At 71.1% G+C, this 22,572-nt stretch carries 19 protein-coding genes; 13 read left to right on the top strand and 6 right to left on the bottom strand.

The features are described from left to right. Positions 1-115: 115 nt before the first annotated feature. Positions 116-967, bottom strand: coding sequence for a fumarylacetoacetate hydrolase family protein (locus PZE19_RS03200; RefSeq protein WP_277859149.1), 852 nt, complete (start codon positions 965-967; stop codon positions 116-118). A gap of 129 nt (positions 968-1,096) precedes the next feature. Here PZE19_RS03200 and PZE19_RS03195 point away from each other — a divergent pair, with 129 nt between their 5' ends. The 5 genes from PZE19_RS03195 (at position 1,097) to PZE19_RS03175 (ending at position 7,410) form a co-directional block, all read left to right on the top strand. Further along, positions 1,097-2,356, top strand: coding sequence for a beta-ketoacyl-[acyl-carrier-protein] synthase family protein (locus PZE19_RS03195; protein WP_277859148.1), 1,260 nt, complete (start codon positions 1,097-1,099; stop codon positions 2,354-2,356). Between the two features lie 138 nt (positions 2,357-2,494). Beyond that, complete coding sequence (locus tag PZE19_RS03190) at positions 2,495-3,403, top strand: lysophospholipid acyltransferase family protein (RefSeq protein WP_277859147.1); 909 nt, start codon at positions 2,495-2,497, stop codon at positions 3,401-3,403. A gap of 159 nt (positions 3,404-3,562) precedes the next feature. Next, entirely contained in the window at positions 3,563-4,861 is a 1,299-nt protein-coding gene (locus PZE19_RS03185; RefSeq protein WP_277859146.1) for an aminotransferase-like domain-containing protein, read from the top strand. Positions 4,862-4,988: 127 nt separating this feature from the next. After that, positions 4,989-6,206 carry an LptF/LptG family permease gene (locus PZE19_RS03180; protein ID WP_277859145.1) on the top strand — a complete coding sequence of 406 codons (1,218 nt, stop codon included), beginning with the start codon at positions 4,989-4,991 and terminating at the stop codon, positions 6,204-6,206. A 31-nt stretch (positions 6,207-6,237) separates the two neighbouring features. Next, a complete protein-coding gene (locus PZE19_RS03175) occupies positions 6,238-7,410 on the top strand; it encodes an LptF/LptG family permease (RefSeq protein WP_277859144.1) in 1,173 nt (390 codons plus the stop codon). Between the two features lie 7 nt (positions 7,411-7,417). On the opposite strand, the gene PZE19_RS03170 is transcribed toward PZE19_RS03175, so the two are convergent. Further along, positions 7,418-9,064, bottom strand: a complete 1,647-nt coding sequence (locus PZE19_RS03170; RefSeq protein WP_277859143.1) for an ABC1 kinase family protein — start codon at positions 9,062-9,064, stop codon at positions 7,418-7,420. A gap of 169 nt (positions 9,065-9,233) precedes the next feature. Between PZE19_RS03170 and PZE19_RS03165 the strand changes: the two genes are divergently transcribed. Next, positions 9,234-9,557, top strand: a complete 324-nt coding sequence (locus tag PZE19_RS03165; protein WP_277859142.1) for a hypothetical protein — start codon at positions 9,234-9,236, stop codon at positions 9,555-9,557. A gap of 115 nt (positions 9,558-9,672) precedes the next feature. On the opposite strand, the gene PZE19_RS03160 is transcribed toward PZE19_RS03165, so the two are convergent. The 4 genes from PZE19_RS03160 to PZE19_RS03145 all read right to left on the bottom strand — a co-directional run bounded on the left by PZE19_RS03160 (position 9,673) and on the right by PZE19_RS03145 (position 13,360). Further along, complete coding sequence (locus tag PZE19_RS03160; RefSeq protein WP_277859141.1) at positions 9,673-10,197, bottom strand: TPR end-of-group domain-containing protein; 525 nt, start codon at positions 10,195-10,197, stop codon at positions 9,673-9,675. A gap of 193 nt (positions 10,198-10,390) precedes the next feature. After that, the gene (locus PZE19_RS03155) at positions 10,391-11,575 is read right to left on the bottom strand and encodes an ADP-ribosylglycohydrolase family protein (RefSeq protein WP_277859140.1); all 1,185 of its coding nucleotides are present in this window, start codon (positions 11,573-11,575) and stop codon (positions 10,391-10,393) included. A gap of 599 nt (positions 11,576-12,174) precedes the next feature. Beyond that, on the bottom strand, positions 12,175-12,462 hold the full coding sequence (locus PZE19_RS03150; RefSeq protein ID WP_277859139.1) for a hypothetical protein: 288 nt from the start codon (positions 12,460-12,462) through the stop codon (positions 12,175-12,177). Between the two features lie 370 nt (positions 12,463-12,832). Next, positions 12,833-13,360 carry a DUF2617 family protein gene (locus PZE19_RS03145; protein ID WP_277859138.1) on the bottom strand — a complete coding sequence of 176 codons (528 nt, stop codon included), beginning with the start codon at positions 13,358-13,360 and terminating at the stop codon, positions 12,833-12,835. Positions 13,361-13,641: 281 nt separating this feature from the next. On the opposite strand from PZE19_RS03145, the gene PZE19_RS03140 reads away from it, so the two are divergent. The 7 genes from PZE19_RS03140 to PZE19_RS03110 all read left to right on the top strand — a co-directional run bounded on the left by PZE19_RS03140 (position 13,642) and on the right by PZE19_RS03110 (position 22,547). After that, the gene (locus PZE19_RS03140) at positions 13,642-14,364 is read left to right on the top strand and encodes a class I SAM-dependent methyltransferase (RefSeq protein ID WP_277859137.1); all 723 of its coding nucleotides are present in this window, start codon (positions 13,642-13,644) and stop codon (positions 14,362-14,364) included. A gap of 42 nt (positions 14,365-14,406) precedes the next feature. Then, the gene (locus PZE19_RS03135) at positions 14,407-16,293 is read left to right on the top strand and encodes a 4-amino-4-deoxy-L-arabinose transferase (RefSeq protein ID WP_277859136.1); all 1,887 of its coding nucleotides are present in this window, start codon (positions 14,407-14,409) and stop codon (positions 16,291-16,293) included. After that, positions 16,290-17,210: a CDP-alcohol phosphatidyltransferase family protein gene (locus PZE19_RS03130; RefSeq protein ID WP_277859135.1), complete on the top strand. Its 921-nt coding sequence runs from the start codon at positions 16,290-16,292 to the stop codon at positions 17,208-17,210. Before PZE19_RS03135 ends, PZE19_RS03130 begins: the two co-directional genes overlap by 4 nt. Before the next feature lie 42 nt (positions 17,211-17,252). Next, positions 17,253-18,359, top strand: a complete 1,107-nt coding sequence (locus PZE19_RS03125) for a Gfo/Idh/MocA family protein (protein WP_277859134.1) — start codon at positions 17,253-17,255, stop codon at positions 18,357-18,359. A gap of 68 nt (positions 18,360-18,427) precedes the next feature. Next, positions 18,428-20,074 (top strand): sensor histidine kinase, encoded by a 1,647-nt coding sequence (locus tag PZE19_RS03120; RefSeq protein WP_277859133.1) that lies wholly within the window; start codon positions 18,428-18,430, stop codon positions 20,072-20,074. After that, positions 20,071-20,895, top strand: coding sequence for a sugar phosphate isomerase/epimerase family protein (locus PZE19_RS03115; RefSeq protein ID WP_277859132.1), 825 nt, complete (start codon positions 20,071-20,073; stop codon positions 20,893-20,895). The genes PZE19_RS03120 and PZE19_RS03115 overlap by 4 nt, the downstream gene beginning before the upstream one ends. Continuing rightward, a complete protein-coding gene (locus PZE19_RS03110) occupies positions 20,892-22,547 on the top strand; it encodes an ABC transporter permease (RefSeq protein WP_277859131.1) in 1,656 nt (551 codons plus the stop codon). The genes PZE19_RS03115 and PZE19_RS03110 overlap by 4 nt, the downstream gene beginning before the upstream one ends. The last annotated feature ends 25 nt before the right edge of the window (positions 22,548-22,572 follow it).

Raw genomic sequence — 22,572 nt, 5'->3', positions numbered from 1 at the left:
CGGCGGACTCCGTCCGCGATCGTCAACTGTTCGGGGGTCGCTCCGACCCCCGAATCACTTCACCCTTCGGCGGACTTCTCCGCCTCCAGCCGATCGACCACGGCGTCCTCGACCCTCAGCCCCGGGCGACGGGGTTCTCCAGCGAGCCCAGCCCGTCGATCGCGATCCGGACCACGTCGCCGGGCTCCAGCGTGAAGTCGTCGGGCGGGACGATCCCGGTCCCCGTCAGCAGGATCAGGCCGTCCGGGAACGACTGGTCGCGTCCCAGCCAGGCGATCAGGTCCTCGAACCGTCGCGCCATCCGGGCGGTCGAGGTCGCCCCCTGGAAGACGACGCTCCCCCCCCGCTCGATCTCCAGGCGGATCTCCCGGTCGCGGAAGTCGTCCGCGGCGGCCAGGACGACGCCGGGCCCCAGCGCGCAGCAACCGTCGTAGACCTTGGCCTGGGGGAGATACAGCGGGTTCTCGCCCTCGATGTCGCGCGAGCTGACGTCGTCGCCGATCGTGAAGCCGACCAACTTCAGGCTCGGCGAGACGACGAGCGCCAATTCGGGCTCGGGCACGGTCCAGCGCGCGTCGCGACGGATGCGGATGGGCGTCCCCGGGCCGACGACGCGATGGGGCGTGGCCTTGAAGAAGAGTTCCGGCCGCTCGGCCCGATAGACCAGGTCGTAGAACGTCGCCGCCCGCTCCGACTCCTCCTCGCGGGCCTTCTTGCTCCGCTCGTAGGTCACGCCCGCGCCCCAGACCTCCTGGCGGTCGATGGGGGCGAGCAGGCGGACCGAGGCGATTTGGTGCCGCGTCTGGGCCGCAGCGGCGAGGGCCCGCACGGCGGAAGCCGGGTCGATGTCATGGAGGATCTCCGAGAGCCGCAGCGGCCCCTCGCCCAGCGGGACGATGGAGTCGCCGTCCAGAAGCCCGACGCGGGGGGAGCCTTCGGGGGCCAGGGTGTACTTGACGAGCCGCATGGAGAGGTCCCTCGGTCAGGCGATCGGCTTGCGGACGACGCCGTCATCATACGATCATCGGGGATGGAAAATCAGCAGGTCGGCCGGCCCGGCGCGGGAGCCGATCGGATCCGAGGGAGCGAGGCGACGATGGCGGAACCGGTCTTCGTGGTGGGGCATGGCGCGATCACCTGCCTGGGCATCGACATGGACGCGACCTGGCGGGGGCTGATCGCCGGCGAGTCCGGCATCCGCCGACACGCGTCGCTCGACCGCGAACAATACCTGCAGGACGTCGCCGGCCTCGTCGAGGGCCTGGAGGCGGCGTCCCGGAACGAGGACCGCGAGTTCGCCCGGCTCTCGGCCCGGTTCCTCTCGCTGGCGATGGTCGCGGCCCGCGCCGCCTGGGCCGACGCCGGGCTGGGAGGCGTCGAGGACCGCATCGATCGTGATCGGGTGGCGGTGGCGGTCGGCTCGGCCTTCGGCGGCATGGACTTCCTGGAAGCCCAGCAGGCCCGGATGCGGAAGCGCAAGGACCTGTCGACCAGCCCGTTCCTGGTCCCAGGCCTGCTCGTCAATCAGGCGGGCGGCCAGATCTCGCAGCAGCTCCGGCTCTACGGGCCGGGCGTCGCCCCCGCGAACGCCTGCGCGTCGGGCGGCCACGCGATCATCATGGGGGCGATGATGCTGAGGGCCGGCGACGCCGACCTCGCCCTCTGCGGCGCGGGCGAGAGCGCCTTCACGCCGGCGATCGTGAACGGCTTCTCGACCATGAAGGCCCTCTTCAACGCCCGGCCCGGCGATCGCTCCGAGGCCGACGCCTCGCAGGCCAGCCGGCCGTTCAGCCGCGATCGATCGGGGTTCGTGATGTCGGAAGGCGCCGGGATGGTCGTGCTGGCGACGGGGAAGGCCGTCGAGCGGCTCGGCCTCACGCCCCAGGCCGAGCTGGCGGGCTACGCGATGAACTCCGACGGCTACCACATGGCCACCCCCAGCCCCGAGCGGATCCGCCGCTGCGTCGAGCTGGCGCTGGAGAAGGCCGGGATGGGCCCCGAGGAGATCGATTACTACAACGCCCACGGCACCAGCACGACGATCAACGACCAGGTCGAGACCGGCGTGGTGAAGCAGGTCTTCGGCGACCGGGCCAAGGCCCCGCCGGTCAGCTCGATCAAGGGGGCGATCGGCCACACGCTGGGCGCGGCGTCGGCCGTCGAGGCCGCCGCCTGCCTGCGGGCGCTGCGCGACCAGGTCGTGCCGCCGACCGTGAACCACGTCCCCGACCCCGAGCTGGACCTGGACTACGTCCCCGACGAGGCCCGCGCCGCGCGGCTCGACGCCGTGATGAGCGCCTCGTTCGGCTTCGGCGGGACGAACAACGTGCTGATCTTCCGGAAGCCCCGCGGCTGACGCCTCGCGCGGATTTTGGCGTTGCCGCTTCCGTCCATGCGTGCCAAACTCCGCCCCGGCCGGCGCCGGCGTCACGGCGACGTCGCGCGACGGCCGCCTGCAGGGAAGATCGAGGTGACGTCGATGGATCGGCGCGGGGTGAAGATCCGTAAGAGATTCCTGCGGGGGACGCTCCCGGTGGTGCGCCTGCTCCCCCTGCCGACGGCCGCCCGGATCGTCTCGGGCATCGGCCGCTTCGAGCATCGCCTGAACCGGGCCCTGCGGCTGCGTTTCGACGAGGCCGTCGCCCGCGGCGGCCGGATCCTGGGCTGCGACTGGGACGTCCCCGCGGTCAGCAACCGCCTCGCCGGCAACCACATCCTCTGGCGGTCGCGCGACCTGCTCGTCGACGTCCCCTCCAACGCCCGCGCCCTGGGCATGTTCGACGTCGAGGGCCGCGAGCACCTCGACGCCGCCCGCGCGCTCGGCAAGGGGTGCATCGTGCTCACCAGCCACTTCGGCGCGCACATGCTGCCGGCGCACTGGCTCTACCGCAACGACTACCCGGTCAAGCTCTACATGGAGAAGCCGCGCAGCCTCTCGAAGTTCATGGCCTCGCGCTTCGACCACGAGGGCCCGCTCAGCCAGGACAAGCTGTTCATCTCCCGCAAGGGCGACGCCTCCGACGCCGCCAGCAGCATCCTGCGGGCCGCCCGCGTGCTCAAGTCGGGGATGCTCCTGTTCCTGGCTGGGGACGTCCGCTGGAGCGGCCAGTTGACGACCACGGCCCGGTTCCTCGACCGCCGCTACACCTTCTCGACGACCTGGATCGCCCTGGCGGCGATGACCCAGGCGCCCGTCGTCCCGGTCTTCTGCCGCGTGGGCGAGGATTCGCGGTACCACATGCAGTTCCATCCCCACTTCGTCCTGCCCCGCGACGCCCAGGACGAGGCCCAGGCCGGCGGCCACGTCCAGGGCTTCCTCGACCAGCTCCAGGACCAGATCCGCCGCTATCCGGCCGACAGCAACGAATACCTCTTCTGGGGCGACGAATACGCCGCGGCCTGACCGCCCGGCCGAACCGGACGCCGACCTCGACTGTCTGAACCGACGGGCCGCGACGCGGATCCGCCCCGCCAGGCGAGCTTGACAGTCCCCGCGCCGTCGCTAGAGTACCCCTGGACCCGTCCCGAAGCCCCTTTTTCCCGAAGCCGGCCTCGACTTACGATGACACTATCCACCCACCTCAGCGCGGCCACGGCCCGCACCAGCGCCCCCTCGATCAGCAGCCTGATGAAGCTCGCGCTGGAGCGTCCGGAGATCGTCTCGCTGGCGGCCGGGTTCGTGGACCAGCAGTCGCTCCCGATCGCCACCACGGCCCACGCCGCCGCGCAGATCCTCGGCGACGAGCCGGCGGGCCGCTCCGCGCTCCAGTACGGCACGACGATCGGCGACGAGGCCCTGCGGGCGATCCTGGTCGAACGCCTCGAGGTGCAGCACGGCGTCCCCCCCGGGACCTACCGCCAGGCGGTCGGCCGCACGGTCCTGACCACGGGCTCGGCCCAGTTGATCTACCTCGTCGGCGAGGCCCTGCTCGACCCCGGCGACATCGTCATCGTGGAATCGCCCACGTACTTCGTCTTCCTCGGCCCGCTCGAAACCCGCGGCGCCCGCGCGATCCGCACGCCGATCGACGAGCACGGCCTGCAGATCGACGCCCTGGAGGCGACGCTCGGCCGGCTCCGCGACGAGGGGCTGCTGGAGAAGGTGAAGCTGATCTACACCATCCCCGAGCACGCCAACCCCACCGGAATCAGCCTGGCCGACGACCGCCGCAAGCCGCTCGTCGACCTGGTCCGGCGCTGGTCGGAGAAGGCGGGGCGCCGGATCTACCTGCTGGAAGACTCGGCGTACCACGGCCTTTCTTACGACCACAAGGAAGGCCGGAGCCTCTGGAGCCTGGACCCCGAGGGCGAGACGGTCATCCTGGCGCGGACGTTCAGCAAGACGTTCAGCCCGGGCATGAAGCTGGGCTACGGCGTGCTGCCGAAGGCCCTCGTCGACCCGATCCTGGCGCTCAAGGGGAATCACGACTTCGGGACCTCGAACTTCGTCCAGAAGCTCGTCCGGCTGGTCCTCGCCGGCGGCGAGTACGATCGCCACGTCGAGCACCTCCGGGCCCTCTACGCCCGCAAGTGCGACGTCTTCGTCGAGGCCCTGGAACGCTACTTCGCGCCCATCCGCGACCGCGTGAGCTGGACCCGGCCCAACGGCGGCCTGTACGTCTGGATGACGCTGCCCGAAGAGGTCGACGCCGGCTTCGACGGGCCGCTCTTCGCCCGGTGTCTGGCCGAGGGCGTGATCTACGTGCCGGGCGAATTCGCCTTCGCCCCCGAGCCGACCGCGGCCCCTCGCCACCACCTGCGGCTCTCGTTCGGGGTCCCCGACGAGGCGACGCTCGCCGAGGGCGCGCGCCGGCTGGCCGAAGCCGTCCGCGCGACGCTCCGGCCGGCCCCCGACGAATAGCCGCGACGGCCCGACGCCGGCCCGGACCCTCGCAGGACGCGACGGCCCGACCGGCGGCCTTTGGAATCACGGACCGAGAACGAGCCCCTTCCCAGGGGGCATGGATGCTGGGCTGGGAGGGCTCGCCTTGGGAATCCTTCAACGCTACGTCTGGGGGGAAGTGTTCCGCGCCTTCGCCATGGCGCTGATCACGATGACGGGCATCTTCGTCCTGTTCATGGTCGCCGCCGAGGCGATGAACAGCAAGATGCTCACGCCCCGCGACATGCTCCACCTGATCCCGTACATCATCCCCAGCACCCTCCCCTACACCACGCCGGTCTCGCTGCTCTTCGCGGTGACGGTGGTGTACGGCCGGATCGCCGGCGACAACGAGATCATCGCCGTCAAGACGGCCGGCCTCAGCGTCATGACCGTCATCTGGCCCACGATCCTGCTGGGCGGCGTGGTCAGCGGCACGCTCTGGCAGCTGAGCCGGACGTGGATCCCCGTCAGCGCCCACGAGGCCAAGCTCGTCCTCTTCCGCGACATGGAAGACGTCGTCTACAAGTTCCTCAAGCGCGACAAGCAGTTCACGCTCCCCGGCAGCCCGATCTCGATCAAGGTGCTCGACGTCGAGGACCGGGTCCTGATCAAGCCGACGTTCAAGAAGAAGGGCCGGCTCCCCGACGGGTCGGAGACGTACACGACGACGATCCAGGCGAAGGCCGCGCGGCTCCACTTCGACCTCGACCGCAAGATGGTCGTCGTCTACCTGGAAGAGGGCGTGGTGCAGAACTACGGCAGCGGCCAGGAGGTCACGCTCCTGCCCGAGAAGGGGCAGACCTTCGAATTCCCGCTGCCGGAGGACAACAAGAAGATCGGCCTCAAGTCGATCCAGGAGCACACCAACGCGGAGCTGGACGCCGAGCTCGCCAAGGCCCGCGAGCACCTGGCCGTCGATCGCAAGCGAGAGGCGATGTCCGCCGGCCTGCTCTTCGCGGCCGGCCGGATCGGCGACGTGAAGTGGGACGACGTCAAGGAGTCGTTCGTCATGAACAGCTTCTACAAGAAGCGGAGCGACGAGTTCGAGACCGAGAAGCAGCTCCGGACGTCGATGGCCTTCGGCTCCATCCTGTTCGTGGTCCTGGGCGCGCCGATCGGCATCCGCTTCGCCAAGCGCGACTTCCTGAGCGCGTTCATGACCTGCTTCCTGCCGATCATCGGCCTGTATTACCCGCTCATGCTGCTGGGCATCAACATGGGCAAGGAGGGGACGATGGCCCCCTACAAGTCGCTCTGGATCAGCAACCTCGTCCTGGCGCTGCTGGCGGGCTGGGTGTACCCTCGGATCATCAAATACTGATCGGTTTACGCCGGGTGGGGGGGGACGCGTCGTGCGAATCCTGGATCGGCAGCGGTTCTGGGCCTTCTTCAAGGCCTACGTCACCTGCTACGTCTCGTTCGTCGGCCTCTGGATCGTGCTCGACGCGTTTTCGAACGTCGACGAGTTCACCAAGCGGACGGTCGGCTTCGGGCAGCTGATGTCGGCGATGGGCCGCTACTACCTGGTCCGCCAGGCCGAGTACTTCGACAAGCTCGGCGGCGTCATCAGCATGATGGCCGCGATCTTCACCGTGACCTGGATGCAGCGGGCCAACGAGCAGCTCGCCATGCTGGCGGCGGGGGTGAGCACGCACCGGATCATCCGGCCCGTGATCATCTCGTCGATCATCGTGAGCTTCTTCTCGATCGCCAACCAGGAGTTCATCATCCCGCGCTACGCCGAGGAGCTGCAGAAGTCGCACGCCGACGACGGCACGAGCGCGGTCATCGTCCAGACCACGCCCTACGACTCGCGGCTCCTGATGTTCTCGGGCCGGAAGGCCGACCGGGCGCATCGGACGATCCTGGAGCGGTTCAACGTCACGGTGCCGATCCAGGTCTTCGGGGCGACCCGCGAGATCGAGGGCGACGAGGCGACCTACATCCCCCAGGACCACCCCACGGCCCCCCTGCGCGGCGGCTGGCTGGTGCGCGGCGCCAAGATCTCGCCGCCGGTCCCGGAGGAGGAGCTGACCCGGCCCGATTCGATCGTCGTGAAGGTCGCCGACCCGAAGGGCTTCCCGCCCCCGGTCGGCGACGCCGCGACGCATAGCGGCGACCTGGTTTTCGTGCACACCTCGCTCTCGTTCGACGTGATGATCCGCAAGTCGAGCTGGTATCAGTACGGGACGATGTACGAGCTGGTGAACGGCCTGGTCGACCCCTCGACCGACCGCCACGACCGGGTCAGCATCGAGGGGACGATCCACGCGCGAGCCCTGCGGCCCTTCCTGGCCCTGACGCTGATGTTCATGAGCCTGCCCCTGGTCCTCGGCGGCTACGGGAGGAACATGTTCATCAACCTGGGCTTCGCGCTGGGGAACTCGGCCGTGTTCTACGGGGCCGGCATCGTCTGCCAGTACCTCGGCGGCGACGGGGTGCTCTCGCCGGCGCTGGCCGCCTGGATGCCGCTCTTCATCTTCGGCATGCTGGCGACGTACCGCTGGGGGCAGATCCGCACCTGACCCGCGATCAGGAATTGCGCGACATGTTCCAGATCAGCCACAGGCTCAGCGCCATGCCGAGCCCGTAGCCGAGCTGGGCCAGGGAACTCGCGCCTCCCCGGAAGATCAGCGAAGAGGCGACCAAAAGCCCGGCGATCACGATCCCCACGGCCAGCGTGTTGCTCGCCCGGGTGAGCTGGCGGACGAGGCGCTCGAAGCCCTGCAGGTCGAACTTCACGTTCAGCTCGCCGCGCTTGATCGACTCCAGCGAGTGGCTGAGGAGGTCGGGCAGGAGCGTGGCGATGCGCTGGACGTCCTTGGCGGTGCTCGCGGCCTGGGTCATCAGGCGACGCGGGCTGTATCGTCGCAGCGCCAGCTTGCGGAGGATCGGTTCGAGCTGGCGGGCGATGTCGAACTTCGGGTCGAGCGCGCGGCCGGTGCTCTCGATCGTCACCAGCGAGCGGATCAGGAGCACCAGGTCGGGCGGGATCAGGAGGCGGTGCCGGCGGATCAGGCCCACCAGCTCGCGGAGCAGGACGCCAAGGTCGATCGTCGCCAGCGTCAGGTCGCAGTAACTCTGGACCAGCTCGCCGACGTCCCGGCGCAGCTCGCGGGCGTCGACGGCCTCGCCGCGGACCTCCAGCTCGTCGAGCGCCTTGAGGACCCCGTCGACGTCCTGCGCCAGCAGGCCGATCAGGAGGTCGGCGATCCGCTCGCGGGTGCGGGGGTCGAGCTGGCCGAACATGCCGTAGTCGAGCGGGGCGACGACGCCGTCGCCGAGCACGCGGAGGTTGCCCGAGTGGGGGTCGGCGTGGAAGAAGCCGAACTGGAAGATCTGCTTGATCAGGATCCGCGCCCCGGCGACGGCGACCTCGCCCGGGTCGAGGCCGAGCCCGCGGATCGCCGCGACGTCGTCGACCCGGACGCCGCCGATGAACTCCATCGCAAGCACGCGGGGCGTCGAGAATTCCTCGACGACGAACGGGATGTGGGCCGTGGCGTCGCCGGCGAACTGGGCCTGGCAGCGCTTGATCGTCCGCAGCTCGATGCTGAAATCCAGCTCGCGCTTGATCGTCCGCTCGAACTCCCGGACCAGCGCGAGCGGCCGGTAGACCGCCAGCGCCGGCAGCCGCCGCTCGGCGAGCTGCGCCAGGTTCTTGAGGATGTCGAGGTCGGCCGCGACGACCTTGTGCAGGTCCGGCCTCCGCACCTTGAGGGCGACGGTCCGGCCGTCGTGCAGGACCGCGCGATGGACCTGCGAGATCGACGCCGAGGCGACCGGCGTGGGGTCGATCGAGGCGAAGCAGGCGGCGAGCGGCCGGCCGTACTCCTCGACGAGGATCGCCTCCGCCTGCTCCGACGGGAACGGCCGGACGTCGTCGCGCAGGGCGGCCAGCTCGTTCGTGTAGCTCTCCGGCAGCAGGTCGGGCCGGGTCGACAGGAGCTGGCCCAGCTTGACGAACGTCGGCCCCAGCTCCTCGCAGATGAGGCGGAGGCGGCGGGGGCGGTCGAGCTGCGCGACCTCCTCGCCGAGCGCGACCCGTTCGAGCGGCCGGACGATGGTCTCCAGGCGCAGCGCCGCGACGACGTCCTGGTATCCGTAACGCGCCAGCGTCGTGAGGATCTGCCGATAGCGCGGCAGGTCGCGGAGGTGTCCGACCGTCTCTCGGATCAAGGGTTCACCCGGGGCCCCACCGGGCCTCCCGCCCGGCGGACGACGTTCGGCGGGGGCGTCCGACGCGCCCGCGGTCCCGTTCACCTTGCGGAATTCTTACAATTTGTTTAAACTCTCACTTATCGGTCGAATCGATGAAGTCGACCTATCCTCTTTGGGGATCCTTCGCATGCCGATCCAAGAACAGGCCGGAATCCACGTCATCGAGTCCCTCGACGACTTCGCCGAGGCGAAGGTGGAGGCCATCGGGTTCATCTTCCACGGTACGCTTCCCGTCGTGAAAGGGAAGGGCCCGGGCTCGGCGGCCACCAACCTGCTCCACTTCGCCCGCTGCCCCCGCCTGGAGAAGATCGGCGACGACGAGACCAAGATCTGGTTCCGCAGCGTCCGCCTGGCCCACAAGCACCTCGACGAGACCGTCGGCGCCAAGCGCTGGAAGTGGTGCAAGTACTGCGAGAAAGAGATCACTCAGCGGGTCCTCGACGAGGTCTGAGCCGATCCTCGCGACGCCGTCCCGCCCCGTATTCACCGGGGCGGCGACGGGCCAGCGATCGGCCCCGGCCCATCGCTCCCACCTCCCCTCCTTCGCCTTCGCCCCGCACTCCAGATCAAATCGACGGGGTCGCGTCCTTCACGAGGCGTTCGAACGCCGAATCGCCGCGGAGGAAGTCGAAGTCGCCCTCTTCGGCGATCATCCGCCGCATCTCGGGCTTGAGCTGCAGGGCCGCGGCCAGCTCTTCGAGCGCCTTGGGGGCGTTGGCGGCGAGGCTCCAGTAGCAGGCCAGGTTGTAATGGATCAGGGCGTTGTCGGGCTCCTGCCGGCGGGCCCGCTCCAGGGCGTCGACGGCCTGGGCCAGGCGGTTCGTCCGCTTGTAGCACCAGCCCTGCGCCAGGGCCACCGCGACGTCGTCGGGCCGCAGCGCGGCGGCGGCCTCAAGGCAGGCCAGGGCCTCGCGATTGCGGTTCAGGCAGCGCAGCGCCTCGCCCTTGAGGAAGTTGGCCTCGAAGGTCATCAGGGGCCAATCGGACCGACTCTCCAGGATCCGAAGCGCGTACCGGGGCATCTCGAGCATGAGGTAGCCCTCGGCCTCGTCGAGCTGCCGCCGGATCCGGACGGGGGTGGTCGTGCTCATCGGTCAGACGCTCCGAGCGGGACGGAGGGATGCGCACGCGCCGCCCGCGGGGGCGGCCCGGTCCCGTCGCGCCGGACGGGAGGGTGCGCGCAAACGTCGCGTACCAGTCTATCCTACTCCGCGCGCCCGCGCCGAAAAAGGGGGCGCGTGCGTGCTTGGGGACCGCCGAGCCCCTGCCGCGACGCGCGAGGCGTCAGATGACCTGGTTGGCCCCGAGGTCGCCCCCCTGGCGGGCGAGGGCGGCGTGACGCGCCAGGTGGGCGGATTCCTGGGCGTTCAGGTCCTGCTCGGTGGCGATCAGGTCGGGGATGACCAGCCCGGCCGCCGAGCCGCGGGCGAGGGCGAGGGCCCGGTTCTCGATCCCCTCGCGGTTCTGGAGCCCTTCGAGCCAGCGGTGGGGGATCTCGTCGACCCCGTAGTGGGCGCCGGCCATGGCGCCGAGGATCGCGCCCGTGGTGTCGGCGTCGCCGCCGAGGTTGACGACCTCGAGGATCGCCTCCTCGAACGAGTCGGTCGTGAGCAGGATGTACAGGCAGGTCGGGATGCAGGCGGGGGGGAATCCCATGGTGGGGCGTTTGCAGTCGGGCTCGGCGCCGTGGCGGTTCGCCTCCTCGGCGAGGGCCGGCAGGGCCCGCTCGCGGCGCGTCTCCAGGAGGGTCTCGGCGTGCGCCAGGGCCTTCGACATCGATCGGGCGTGGTTCTCGAGCGAGAGGACGACCTCGCCGTAGCCTTCGGCGGCGATGCGGCCCTCGTCGCGGGCGACGTCGGACGCCAGCCAGAGCAGCAGGCTCGGGTCGCGGGGCTCGGCTGCGACGAGGCGGCGGACGGCGTGCGCCACGGTCAGCGCGCCGCTGAGGCTGCGGACGTCGCGATGGGTGGTCAGGCTGGCTTCCATGACGGCCGCGAAGATGGAGTCGGCCTCGTCGCAGAAGAGGCCGACGGGGGCGATCCGCATGGCGGCGCCGATCCCGGCCTTGGTCTGGCCGCTCCAGCGCGGCGAGATCCCCCGCCGCAGGTCGATCAGCACCTGGCGGAAGCTGCGGCCGATGCCGCGGTGGACCCCCAGGAACGGCCCCTGGGCCTCGGCCATGGCGACGTAGATCTCGGCCAGTCGGGCCTGGTCGACGCCCCCGCGTTCCAGCAGGACGTCGCAGAGCGCCAGCGACTGCTGGGTGTCGTCCGAATACAGGCCGCGCATCCGCCAGCGGTAGGGCTTGCGCTTCCAGGCCTGGACGCCGTCGACGTAGTTCTTCACCCGGCCGTAGTGCGTCTTGATCTGCTGGGCCGTGAGGCCTTCCAGCGGCGCCCCCAGGGCGTCGCCGACGGCCAGGCCCAGGAGGCACCCGCGGACTCGATCGGTTCGGGACGTGTGCGGCATCGTGGCAATGCTCCTCGGGCGCCGACCCGCTCTCCGTCGGCTCGGCGACGTCCCCCGTCGGGACGAACGCAAGATAACCACCTGGGTCGACCTAGCCAACCGTTTTCTTGCCGCCGAGCCCCCTCGGGCCGGGGATGCGACGACGCCCTGACACTGGCGGAGCGTGCCGCCCGAGTCACTTAGGGTCGATCCGGAGGCCTACTCGGATTTTTTCCGGCTCGCGATTTTCTCGGGGAGCACTCCCCCCCGCGATCGCACGGCGAAGCCTGCAGGAAGAGCATTCGACGATTCCACCGATCCGGGCGGCTCCGAGCGTCCGCCGACCCGCGGTCGCGGAGGACGACGGGAGCCGGGAAGGTTGGGCGTGGGCCGGCCGCGGGGCCGCGTCCGCAACCCTGGTTATCGGATCACGGTCCCTCCCGGAGCAAACTACCGACGGGGGATTCCCGGGGCCGGCCGGACGACTCGGGCGTAACCGGAGCGATCGTCGCGACCCCACGGACCCGCCCCCCCTTCCCCCAACGCGCCGGCGGGGAGGCCCCGGCCGGGCGGCCGGCTCGAAGCCTCCCCGCGTCGCCGCCGGCCGGGGCCGGCGGGGCTCACTTCTTGAGGGCGCCGCTGATGTGGAACTCGGCGATGGACTTCCCCGGCACATTGCTGGGGATCACCTCGGTGTAGATGTTCGCCTTCCGGCCGTCGCTCAGCACGAGGCGGTAGCAGCGGTCGTGGTTCAGGCGCTGCAGCTCGGCGGTGGGCATCTCGAAATAGCCGTAAAGCGTCTTTCGGCCCCCCTTGTGGTCGTGGCTGGCGAGATAGCCGTCGACCTCTTGCAGGACGACGTCTTCGCCGTCGATCAACGAACCGTGAATATGCTCCATCCGTTCCATCGTCGACCTCCCCCGGGACGGTCGAAGCCGCCCCTGTTTCGGGCTTCGGAAGCGGAACTGGACCCGTGAAGCCGCCCAGGCCACTTGGGTCGGCCGTCAGGCCGGGGACCTCGCGAACCGGACGACGACTTGCGAATGCTTCTGGTACGACGACCCTCCGCCACTCCGCGCGATGCGGCCGACGTCGCTCCAGTCTAAGACGCGACGCAGGCGCAGGCAAGAAAGGCATATCGTCATATCAAGAAAGTCAGCGAACGCGCCGGGACAGGCCGCGGCGACGCCATGGATGCTCCCTGACACGGTTGCTATAAAATGCCGGTCAAAACCATGTTTGTCAATCGACGAAGGGGGCCGTTTTCCGAAAACGGGCTCAGCCGGGATCGGTCAGTTCGAAGAGCGACTGGGACCTCAGGATGGCCAGGTCGTCGGGGAAGGAGTGGAAGGTCTGGATCGACAGGCCGCGGGCGAGGCGGTCGACCCGGATGTGGCTGACGGGCCGGGGGGCCATGCGGTTGACGGCGGGGAAGGAGTGGACGAGGCAGCCGTGGCGGGAGGCGATCGTCATCTCGTCGCACAGGTGCCGGAAGACGGCCAGGTCGACCCGCTCGACTTCGAGGCAGGCCTGATAGAGCATGAGGCCTCCCGGGCGGAGGACCGTCGTGCGCTCGCGGCGGACGGGGGAGTTGAGCAGCAGCCCCTCGGGGGGGAGGCAGGTCTCGGGGCCGCCGAGGACCTCGGTCAGGCCGACCTGCTGCGAGCCGAAGACGACGGCGTGGCCCCCCTCGACGATCCGGACGTCGGCCTCCCACGGCCCCAGGGCGAACCGCTCGTGCGCCCGGATCGAGAACCATTCCGGGTGCAGGGCGCGCTGGAAGACCTGGAACGCCCTGTCGGCCACCCGTGCTCCATCGGGACTCACGCCCATTACCACGTCCTCCGTTGCGGGCGATCCCGGATCGCCCCGGCGGATCCGCTGCCGAACTTGCGTCGAACCGAGAAAGGATGCTGAAGCCAAGTATAGGACGGCTCGCCGCCGCCGGCAAACGGCTCTCGCGCGCGATCGGTTTCCGCCCCGCCTTGGCTTGACCCTCCTTTGTACCTCTCGTACATTGCGTCGCGAAACGCGGGGGGAGGCCGACGCGCTCCCCGGGCCGCACCGATCGGGACCAGGGATGGTCGATGCCCATGGATACGACGATCACCGCCGAGCCCCCCCTGCCGCTCCGCGCCTGGCGGGCCTTGCGGACGAGGGGGGCGGGCTACGCCTGGCACAAGGCCCTGCGGCGCACGAGCGGCCGCTGGCCCTCGTGGAAGCGCCGTCTGATCTACGCCGACCCCCGCCGCTACTGGACCCTCCGCGGCGGGGCCGACTACTTCCGCGAGCAGGAAGGGCAGGTCGCCCGGACGCTCCGCGCCGAGTGGATCGCCGGCCGGCTGGCGGCCTATCGCCCGACGTCCGTCCTGGAAGTCGGCTGCGGCTACGGCAAGCTGCTCTTCGCGCTCCGCGAGCGGATCGAGGCGCCCCTGGCGGGCCTGGACTTCAGCCCCACGCAGCTCGGCTGCGCCCGCGGGTTCCTGGACGGCGTCGACGGCGTCGACCTGTTCCTGGGCCGGGGCGACCGGCTGCCGTTCGCCGACGGTTCGTTCGACATGGTGGTGACCTCGGCGGTGATCCTGCACAACCCGCCCGAGGTCGCCGACCGCATCCGCCGCGAGGTCGTCCGCGTCGCGCGCCGGTTCGCCGCGCACAACGAGGAGATGAACCTCAGCTACAACCGCTACGGCTACGACACGGCCGCGTGGTACCGCGCCGAGGGGCGTCGCATCGCCGAGGTCGGCCCGATCCCGGTGGACGCCGACGCCCAGACCTCGCAGTTCTGCGTGGTGCGCCTCGACGGTTGACCCTGACGCAATCCCCCCTCCCCCCATCCTGGTGAACCCGGCATGCTGGACCTCGGCTTCGCCCTGCTGCTGACGCTCCTCGCGACCGGTCTCGGAGCGTGGATCCTCCGGCGATTCGACCTCGCCCCCGCGCACCCGGTCGACCGGTTCGGGCTCGCCTTCCCGCTGGGGGCGGGGCTCGTCGCGCTGGCCGCCCTGCTCCTCGGGCAGTTCCACGCGCTCAACGCGGTGGGGCTCGCGGTGATGCTCGCGGTCGTCGCGGAGATCGGCTTGCTGACCGGGATCCGCCTGGTCGCGGAGCTGGCGGGCGTACCCGGCCGGGGCGGCGAGGCGGCCGCGACGGGCGTCGACCGATTGATGCGGGTTTTCCTGGTCGCCACGATCGCGGCGACGGCGATCTCGTCGCTCGCGCCGGTGATGGACGGCGACGCCCTGTGCTACCATCTGCAGGTGCCGAAAGTCTTCCTGATGCAGGGCTCGGCCGTCTTCGACCCCGACCTGCACGAGACGATCTACCCGTTGACGACCGAGATGCTCTACCTGGTCGCCCTGGCGTTCCGGGGGCCGATCGCCTGCCGATGCCTGCAGTGGATGCTCGGCCTGGCGATGGCCGCGAACGTGACGGCCCTCGCGCGGCCGACGCTGGGCAACCGCGCGTGGTGGGCCGGCGCGGGGGCCCTGCTCGTCCCGGCGGTCACCAACGGCATGGCCGCGCCGCTGAACGACGTCGCGCTGGCGGCGTTCGGCACGGCCGCGCTCGCGGCCTGGATGCGGCTGTACGACGAGCCGAGCCGAAAGGCCGCGTTGCTGGGCGGCGTCCTCGCCGGTCTGGCGGCGGGGGTGAAATATCCCGCGCTGGTGCTCGCCGCGATGCTCGCGGCCGGGGTCCTGCTCAGGCCGCTGTACGCCCGCAAGGGTGCCCTGAAGGCCGGCTGGGCCGACGCGCTGGAGGCCTCAGCCCTGTTCGTCCCGGCCCTGATCGCGGCGGGCGGCGCGTGGTACCTGCGGGCCTACGTCCACACGGGCAACCCGGTGTTCCCGTTCTTCCGGCCCTGGTTCGGCTCGGGGCTCGACGAGGTCCTCGACCCGATCAAGCGGCCCTTGCCGGTGACGGCGTGGAACATGCTGACGTCGCTCGCGCCGCTGACGCTGGAGCCGCACCGGTTCGACAGCTTCGCGCACCAGTTCGGGCCGGTCTTCCTGCTCTTCCTGCCGGCCCTGCTGTTGGAGCGGGCGCCGCGGCGGGTGCTGGGTCTGGTGATGTTCGGCTACGTCTTCTTGATGCTCTGCATGACCCAGCGCCAGAGCATGCGGTTCCTGCTGATCGCGGTCGGCCCGCTGTCGATCGGGGTCGCCTGGCTGGCCTCGACCTGGCGCGACCGGCCGACGATCCCGGCGCGGGCGTTGACGATCGCCCTGGTCGGCGTGCTCGGCCTGGAGACCTGCGTGGCGATGACCCGGGCGGGCCGCGCGGCGGGCTCGGTGCTGGGGGCCGAGACGTCGATGCAGTTCCTCGCCCGCTGCGAGCCGACCTTCCGCGTGGGCCGCTGGATCGGCGAGCACCTGCCGCCCGACGCCCGCGTGATCGGCCAGGACCACCGCGGCTTCTACATCCCCCGCGATTACACGATGGAGCTGGCCCACCGCCGTCGCACCGACCTGGGCGAGCACGGCGAGACCGACCGCGAGGTCGTCGAAACGCTCCGTCGCGAGGGCTACACGCACGTCATGCTCTGCCCGCCCCAGGGCGCGGCCGACGTCGAATTCGACGCCACGCTCGGCGAGCTGCTGGCCCCCTGGCTGGCGTCGCACCGGCCGCTCTACAACGAGGAACTGGCCGAGCCCGACGGCCTCGTCCGCCGTTACTCGATCTACGAGCTGGGCGGCGAGACCACCGGCGCGGCCGGGGCCAAGGGCCTCACGCGATGAGCGCCGACCGCCCCACGCTCGCCCAACTGCGGGCGGTCGTGCAGAAGGGGCGGCATCGCGAGATCGGCAACTGGCTCGCCCGCCGCGTCGCGCGGCCGTCGGCCGTGTACGGCACCTGGGCGGCCGTGCGATGGGGGGCGTCGGCCCATCAGGTGACGTCGGCGGCCCTGCTCGCCGGCCTGGCCGGCGCGGCGGCCGTCGCCACGGGCGATCGCCGGGGCTTCGCCGTCGGGGTCGGATTCCTCTGGCTGGCGTTCTGGCTCGACCACGTCGACGGCCAGGTCGCCCGCTGGCGGGGCTCCGCGAGCCTCGACGGGGTGTATTTCGATTACCTGATGCACCACGTCCAGAACATGGCGGTCGGCTTCGCCCTGGGCTTCGGCCTGGCCGTGCGCACCGGCGAGGTCGCCTGGGCGGCGGCCGGCTTCGCGATCGCGGTCGGCTGGGCCCTGCTGGGCCTGCACAACGACTGTCGCTACAAGGCGTTCGTCCAGCGGCTCAAGAGCACCGCGAGAAGCTATCGCGTCGACGGCGGTTCGGGAGGCCGTCCGGCTCCTCCGCCGGGCTGGCCGCGACGGGGGCTGGGCGTGCTGACTTACCCGGCGTACAAGGCGTGCGAGCCGCACGTCGTCCTGCTCGGGCTGACGGGCGTGGCCGGCCTGGCGGCGGTCGCACCGGCGGCGTGGGACGCGTCCTGGCGCGGGGGCGTCGCGACGATGGCGGTCCTCGCCCCGTTCCTGGCCGCGGCGAGGGTGCATCGCGCCATCGTCCGGGGGGCGACGGAGGCCGAGTTCCGCGCGTGGTTCCGGCCCCTGGATGCGGGCGCGGACGTGGCTTCCGGTCATCGCCCCCTGGACGCGGCCGTCGCCGACGATGTATCAACGGGTGCGGTTCATCGTGCGGTCGAGGCGGCGTGAGGTTCGCGTCGCCGGCCTCCCGACGCGTCCCGGACCTTCGCCATGACCGACGACTTGCTCGACGCGCGGGCCCACCTGCCGGAACTGCCCACGCGTCGCGACTGGGGGATCGGCGTCGTGGGGGCGGGCTTCATCGTCCGCGACTGCCACCTGCCGTCCTATCGCGACGCCGGCTTCCCGGCCTCGGCGATCACGTCGCGAACCGAGTCGACGGCCCGCGAGGTCGCCGCCCTGCGCGGGGCGCCCCGGGTCTATACGACGCTCGAAGCCATGCTCGACGACCCCGCGATCGAGGTCGTCGACGTCGCCGTGCCGCCGGCCGAGCAGCCCGAGGTGATGCGGCGGATCGTCGCCCATCCCCGCAAGGTCAAGGGGATCCTGGCGCAGAAGCCGCTGGCCCTCTCGCTGGCCGAGGCCCGCGAGCTGGTCGAAGCCTGCGACGAGGCGGGGATCGCCCTGCAGGTCAACCAGAACATGCGCTACGACCACTCGGTCCGCGCCCTGCGCCGGCTCCTCGATCGTCGCGCCCTGGGCGACCCGGTGCTGGCCACGATCGAGCTGCGGGCGATCCCGCACTGGATGCCCTGGGCCCGCGACGGCCGGTCGCTCTCGACGTTCATCATGAGCATCCACCACCTCGACACGATGCGCTACTGGCTGGGCGACCCCGAACGGGTCCTCGCCAGCACCCGGCCCGACCCGCGGACGAAATTCCCGCACGTCGACGGCCTCAACCTGGTGATCCTGGAGTACGCCGACGGCGCCCGCGGCTCATGCTGGGACGACGTCTGGGCGGGCCCGGCGCGCGAGGGGTCGGCCGCGGACCTCGGCGTCCGCTGGCGGTTCGAGGGGACCGGGGGCCTGGCCCTGGGGTCGATCGGCTGGCCCTCGTGGCCCCGAAAGCAGCCCAGCACGATCGACTACAGCACGACGGCCGACGGCGGCGCCTGGCGTCGCCCGCGCTGGCCCGAGGCTTGGTTCCCGGACGCCTTCGCCGGCACGATGGCCGGGCTCCTGATCGCGATCGAGACGGGGACGGAGCCCGACGTCTCCGGGCGGGACAACCTCAAGACGATCGCGCTCTGCGAGGCCGTCCTGGCCGCCGCGACCGAGCACCGCGTGGTATCGTTCGCGGGATGGGGCGGATAAGATGTGTTGAGATCGGTCGTGCGAGCCCCGGGCGTCCTTCGCCGGACTTCTGGACGAGTTTTCCTCGAATGGAAACGGTGCTCTCGGTGGAACGACTGGACGGGCCGACCCTGCTGGCGGCCTCCGCCGCGCTGGAGGCCGGCCCCGCGCCGCTGAGCCTGGCGATCGCCGCGGGCCTCGCGGCCCTGGGCGCGATCGCCTACGCCCTCCGCCTGCGGGCCCGGCTCGGGGCCCTGGCCACCAAGACCACCGACGAGGCCGAGCGGCGGACGCAGGCCGAGCGGGCGACCCGCGAGACCGAGGCCGTCTACCACTCGCTCGTCGAGACCCTGCCCCAGTCGTTCCTCCGCAAGGACCTCGACGGCCGATTCACCTTCGCCAACCAGCGCTTCTGCAACGAGCTGGGCTACACGCGCGAGGAGATCCTGGGCAAGACCGACTACGACTTCTTCCCGAAGGCGCTCGCCGAGAAGTATCGCATCGACGACCGCCGGGTGGCCGATTCCGGCCGCGTGCTCGATGTGATCGAGCAGCACGTCACGCCCCGCGGCGAGACGCTGCACGTCCAGGTCATGAAGGCGCCGCTCTACGCGGCCGACGGCGGCCTGATCGGCACACAGGCGATCTTCTGGGACGTGACCGCCCGCATCCGCGCCGAGGAGCAGCTCCGCGAGAAGAACGTCGAGCTGGAGGGCCTGGCCCGCTCGGAGCACCAGGCGCACGAGAAGCTCAAGCAGGCCCAGAGCCTGCTCGTCCAGAACGAGAAGCTCGCCAGCCTCGGCCAGCTCGTGGCCGGCGTCGCCCACGAGATCAACAACCCCCTGGCCTTCGTCAGCAACAACGTCGCGGTCCTGGAACGCGACCTGCGCGACCTCCTGCGGCTGGTCGAGATCTTCCACGAGGACCACGTCGCGGCCGAGCATCGCGACCCCGAGCTCGCCGCCGAGATCGCGCGGATTTCCGAGCGGACCGACCTCGCGTACTGCCTGGAGAACTTCCCCCGGCTGATCGAGCGCACCCGCGAGGGGCTGCGGCGGATCGAGCGGATCGTCAAGGAGCTGCGGCTGTTCGCCCGGGTCGACGAGGGCGAGTGGAACGAGGTCGACCTCAACCCCGGCATCGAGTCGTCGATCAACATGGTGAAGGGCTACGCGCGGAAGAAGGGCGTGCAGATCGTGATGGACCTGGGCGCGCTGCCGGCCGTCCGCTGCCGCGCCGCGCGGATCCACCAGGTGATCCTCAACCTGCTGACGAACGCGATCGACGCCTGCGGCGAGAACGGCCAGGTGACGGTGCGGACCGAGACCGAGGCCGACTCCCTGGGCGTGCGCGTCGACATCGACGACAACGGCTGCGGCATCCGGCCCGAGATCCGCGACCGCATCTTCGACCCGTTCTTCACCACCAAGCCCCTGGGCCAGGGGACCGGCCTCGGGCTCTCGATCAGCTACGGGATCGTGATCGAGCACAACGGCCGGATCGAGGTGCAGTCGACGGTCGGCTACGGCTCGTGCTTCTCCATCCACATGCCCATCGAGCCCTCGCGCTCGCCCTACAGCAACCTGGCGACGTCCGCGGGCGGCCCGCCCGGCGACGGCGCGCGGCCCGTGGTCGAGGAGCGCGTCCCCCCGGCCCCGACGCCCGCGGCCGCGCACGCGACCGGTCGCGACGGCCCGTCGTTCCGGAAGTCGCCGCCCGGAGGTTCGTCGTCATGAGGCTCGGCCTGATCAATTCGGCGTGGGTGCAGGCGGGCCGGGGCACGGCCTTCGGCATCCGCAAGACCCGCGAGATCGGCTTCGACTGCATCGACGTCTTCGCCGACCCGCTCGACCTCGACGCCCGCGAGCGGCGGCTGATCCGCACCGAGTGCGCCCGGGCCGGGCTGCCCATCGTGAGCCTGCCGTGCGTGGCCGTCGGCCTCGTCGACTTCAACCCCAGCGTCCAGCGCTTCCACGCGGACCGCGTCCGGGCCTACCTCGACTTCGCGTACGAGCTTGAGGCGAAGAACGTCCTGCTGGTGATCGGCGAGTACATCTGGCAGAAGGAGGTCATCCCGCCCGCCGAGCAGTGGGCGATCGGCGTCCGCCGCCTGCAGGAGCTGGGCGACCACGCGGCCGGGCTCGGCCTGGAGATCGCCCTGGAGCTGGAGCCGTTCGCGATGTCGCTGCTCAACGACGTGCCGAGCATGGCCCGGTTCCTGGCCGACGTGGATCGGCCGGCGGTGAAGGCGAACGTCGACATCTCGCACCTCGTCCTGTCGAACCAACCCCCGTCGTCGATCGAGGCCCTGCGGGGACGCGTGGCCCACGTGCACATCTCCGACTGCGACGGCAAGGTCCACGGCGACCTGCCCCCCGGACGGGGAGTCGTCGACTTCCCGCCCTATCTCGACGCGATCAAGGCGCTGGGGATCGACGACGTGGTCGTGTCGATCGAGCTGGAATACTCGCCCGACCCCGAGCGGATCGTCGAGTGGGTCGAGGAAGCGTATGACGGGACGGCCGCCCTGATGCGCGACGCCGGCCTGCGGCCGTGAGGGATCGGCCGGGGCGGCTCGCGGGCGTGCTGGTCCTCGCCGGGCTCGCCCTGCTCGTCTTCTGGCCGCTGGCGGCGACGATCCTCGAAGCGGCGCGGCCGACGACGGGCGACGGCGCCCCCGGGACTTCGCTCGACCCCGCGGCGACGGCGGCCGTCGCGGCCGAGACCGGCGGGCTCGCCCGGCCGGCCCGGCTGGCGCTGGAGACGCTGATCGTGGTCGCGGGGACGGAGGCCCTGGCGCTGCCGATGGGCGTGGCGCTGGCCTTGCTGCTCTTTCGCACGGACGTCTGGGGCCGTGGCCCCCTGCTGGCCGCGCTCGGTCTGGCCTTGTTCGTCCCCCTGCCGCTGCACGCGACGGCCTGGCTGGGCGCGTTCGGCGACGCCGGCCGGATGCAGGCGTTCGGCGTGCGGCCGTTCCTGATCGGCCGGCCGGGCGTGATCGTGGTCTCGGCCCTGGCCGCCCTGCCCTGGGTCGTCCTGCTGTCGGGCGTGGGCCTGCGCCTGGTCGAGCCCGAGCTTGAGGAATCGGCCCTGCTGGACATGCCGGCCCGGCGGGTGATCTGGACCGTCACCCTCCGGCGCAGCCTGGGCGCGATCGCCGCCGCCGCGATCGCCGTGGCCGTGCTCGCCGCCGGAGACATGACGGTGACGGACCTCTTGCAAGTCCGCACCTACGCCGAGGAGGCGTACGTCCAGTTCTCCCTCGGCCGCGGACCGGCCGGCGCTGCGTCGACGGCGCTGCCGCCGCTCCTGATCCTGGGCGTCGCCATCTTCCTCGTCGCCCGCCTGCTGGCGCGCGACGCCCCCGCGAAGCTGGCCACGGCCTTCGGACGGTCGAAGACCTGGCGCCTGGGCCGATGGCGGATCCCCCTGGGCGTGGTCGTGGTCGCGGCGCTCGGCGACCTGATGGCCTTGCCGCTCTACAGCCTCGTCTGGCGCGCCGGCCGCGTCGGCGGCCGCGCTCGGCTCGGCTCGCCCCCTTCCTGGTCGCTCGCGGGATTCCTGGGCACGCTGCGATCGGCGGCCGAGGAATGCCGCGAGCCGCTCGTCACGAGCGCGATCCTGGCGGCGGCCGCGGCGACGTTCGTGGTCGCGCTGGCCTGGGGCCTCTGCTGGATGGGTCGGACCTCGCGGACCTGGCGGGCCATCGCGCTCATGACCGTCGCCCTGACGCTCGCCGCGCCGGGGCCGGTGGCGGGGATGGCCCTGATGCTGGCTTATCGGTCGATCGACCGGATCTACGACGCGCCGGCGATCCTCGTGCTGGGGATGGCCGCGCGGACGCTCCCCTACGCGGTCCTGATCCTCTGGCCCGCTCTGCGGGGCCTGCCCGACGAGGCGCTCGACGCCGCGGCCGTCGACGGCTGGGGGCCGGCCTCGCGGGTGCTGCGCGTGGCGCTGCCGCTCACGCGGCGGGCGTCGCCGGCCGCGTGGGCGACGGCGTTCGTGCTCGGCCTGGGCGAGCTGCCGGCGACGAACCTGCTGACGCCGCCGGGCGTGTCGACGATCAGCCAGCTCATCTGGAGCCTGCTCCACACGGGCGTCGAGAGCCACCTGGCGGGCGTCGCCCTGACGACCCTGGCGGCGATCGCGGCGGCCGGGGCCCTCGCGGCCGGGCTCTTGCGGAAAGCGGTGTCGCCGGACCCGTGACGAGTGTAGGATGAACGGCCGTCGA

This window comes from Paludisphaera mucosa (genome assembly GCF_029589435.1).
Taxonomy (GTDB): domain Bacteria; phylum Planctomycetota; class Planctomycetia; order Isosphaerales; family Isosphaeraceae; genus Paludisphaera; species Paludisphaera mucosa.
The sequence above is the reverse complement of the archived record's forward strand: the minus strand, read 5'-3'. Positions and strand labels throughout refer to the sequence as shown.

What these genes read in the sequence shown, in the direction of transcription:
- PZE19_RS03120 (WP_277859133.1), top strand. Translation starts at nt 18,428, where the DNA reads ATGGAAACGGTGCTCTCGGTGGAACGACTGGACGGGCCGACCCTGCTG.
- PZE19_RS03195 (WP_277859148.1), top strand. Translation starts at nt 1,097, where the DNA reads ATGGCGGAACCGGTCTTCGTGGTGGGGCATGGCGCGATCACCTGCCTG.
- PZE19_RS03115 (WP_277859132.1), top strand. Translation starts at nt 20,071, where the DNA reads ATGAGGCTCGGCCTGATCAATTCGGCGTGGGTGCAGGCGGGCCGGGGC.
- PZE19_RS03125 (WP_277859134.1), top strand. Translation starts at nt 17,253, where the DNA reads ATGACCGACGACTTGCTCGACGCGCGGGCCCACCTGCCGGAACTGCCC.
- PZE19_RS03130 (WP_277859135.1), top strand. Translation starts at nt 16,290, where the DNA reads ATGAGCGCCGACCGCCCCACGCTCGCCCAACTGCGGGCGGTCGTGCAG.
- PZE19_RS03160 (WP_277859141.1), bottom strand. Translation starts at nt 10,197, where the DNA reads ATGAGCACGACCACCCCCGTCCGGATCCGGCGGCAGCTCGACGAGGCC.
- PZE19_RS03165 (WP_277859142.1), top strand. Translation starts at nt 9,234, where the DNA reads ATGCCGATCCAAGAACAGGCCGGAATCCACGTCATCGAGTCCCTCGAC.
- PZE19_RS03140 (WP_277859137.1), top strand. Translation starts at nt 13,642, where the DNA reads ATGCCCATGGATACGACGATCACCGCCGAGCCCCCCCTGCCGCTCCGC.
- PZE19_RS03200 (WP_277859149.1), bottom strand. Translation starts at nt 967, where the DNA reads ATGCGGCTCGTCAAGTACACCCTGGCCCCCGAAGGCTCCCCCCGCGTC.
- PZE19_RS03150 (WP_277859139.1), bottom strand. Translation starts at nt 12,462, where the DNA reads ATGGAACGGATGGAGCATATTCACGGTTCGTTGATCGACGGCGAAGAC.
- PZE19_RS03155 (WP_277859140.1), bottom strand. Translation starts at nt 11,575, where the DNA reads ATGCCGCACACGTCCCGAACCGATCGAGTCCGCGGGTGCCTCCTGGGC.
- PZE19_RS03185 (WP_277859146.1), top strand. Translation starts at nt 3,563, where the DNA reads ATGACACTATCCACCCACCTCAGCGCGGCCACGGCCCGCACCAGCGCC.
- PZE19_RS03135 (WP_277859136.1), top strand. Translation starts at nt 14,407, where the DNA reads ATGCTGGACCTCGGCTTCGCCCTGCTGCTGACGCTCCTCGCGACCGGT.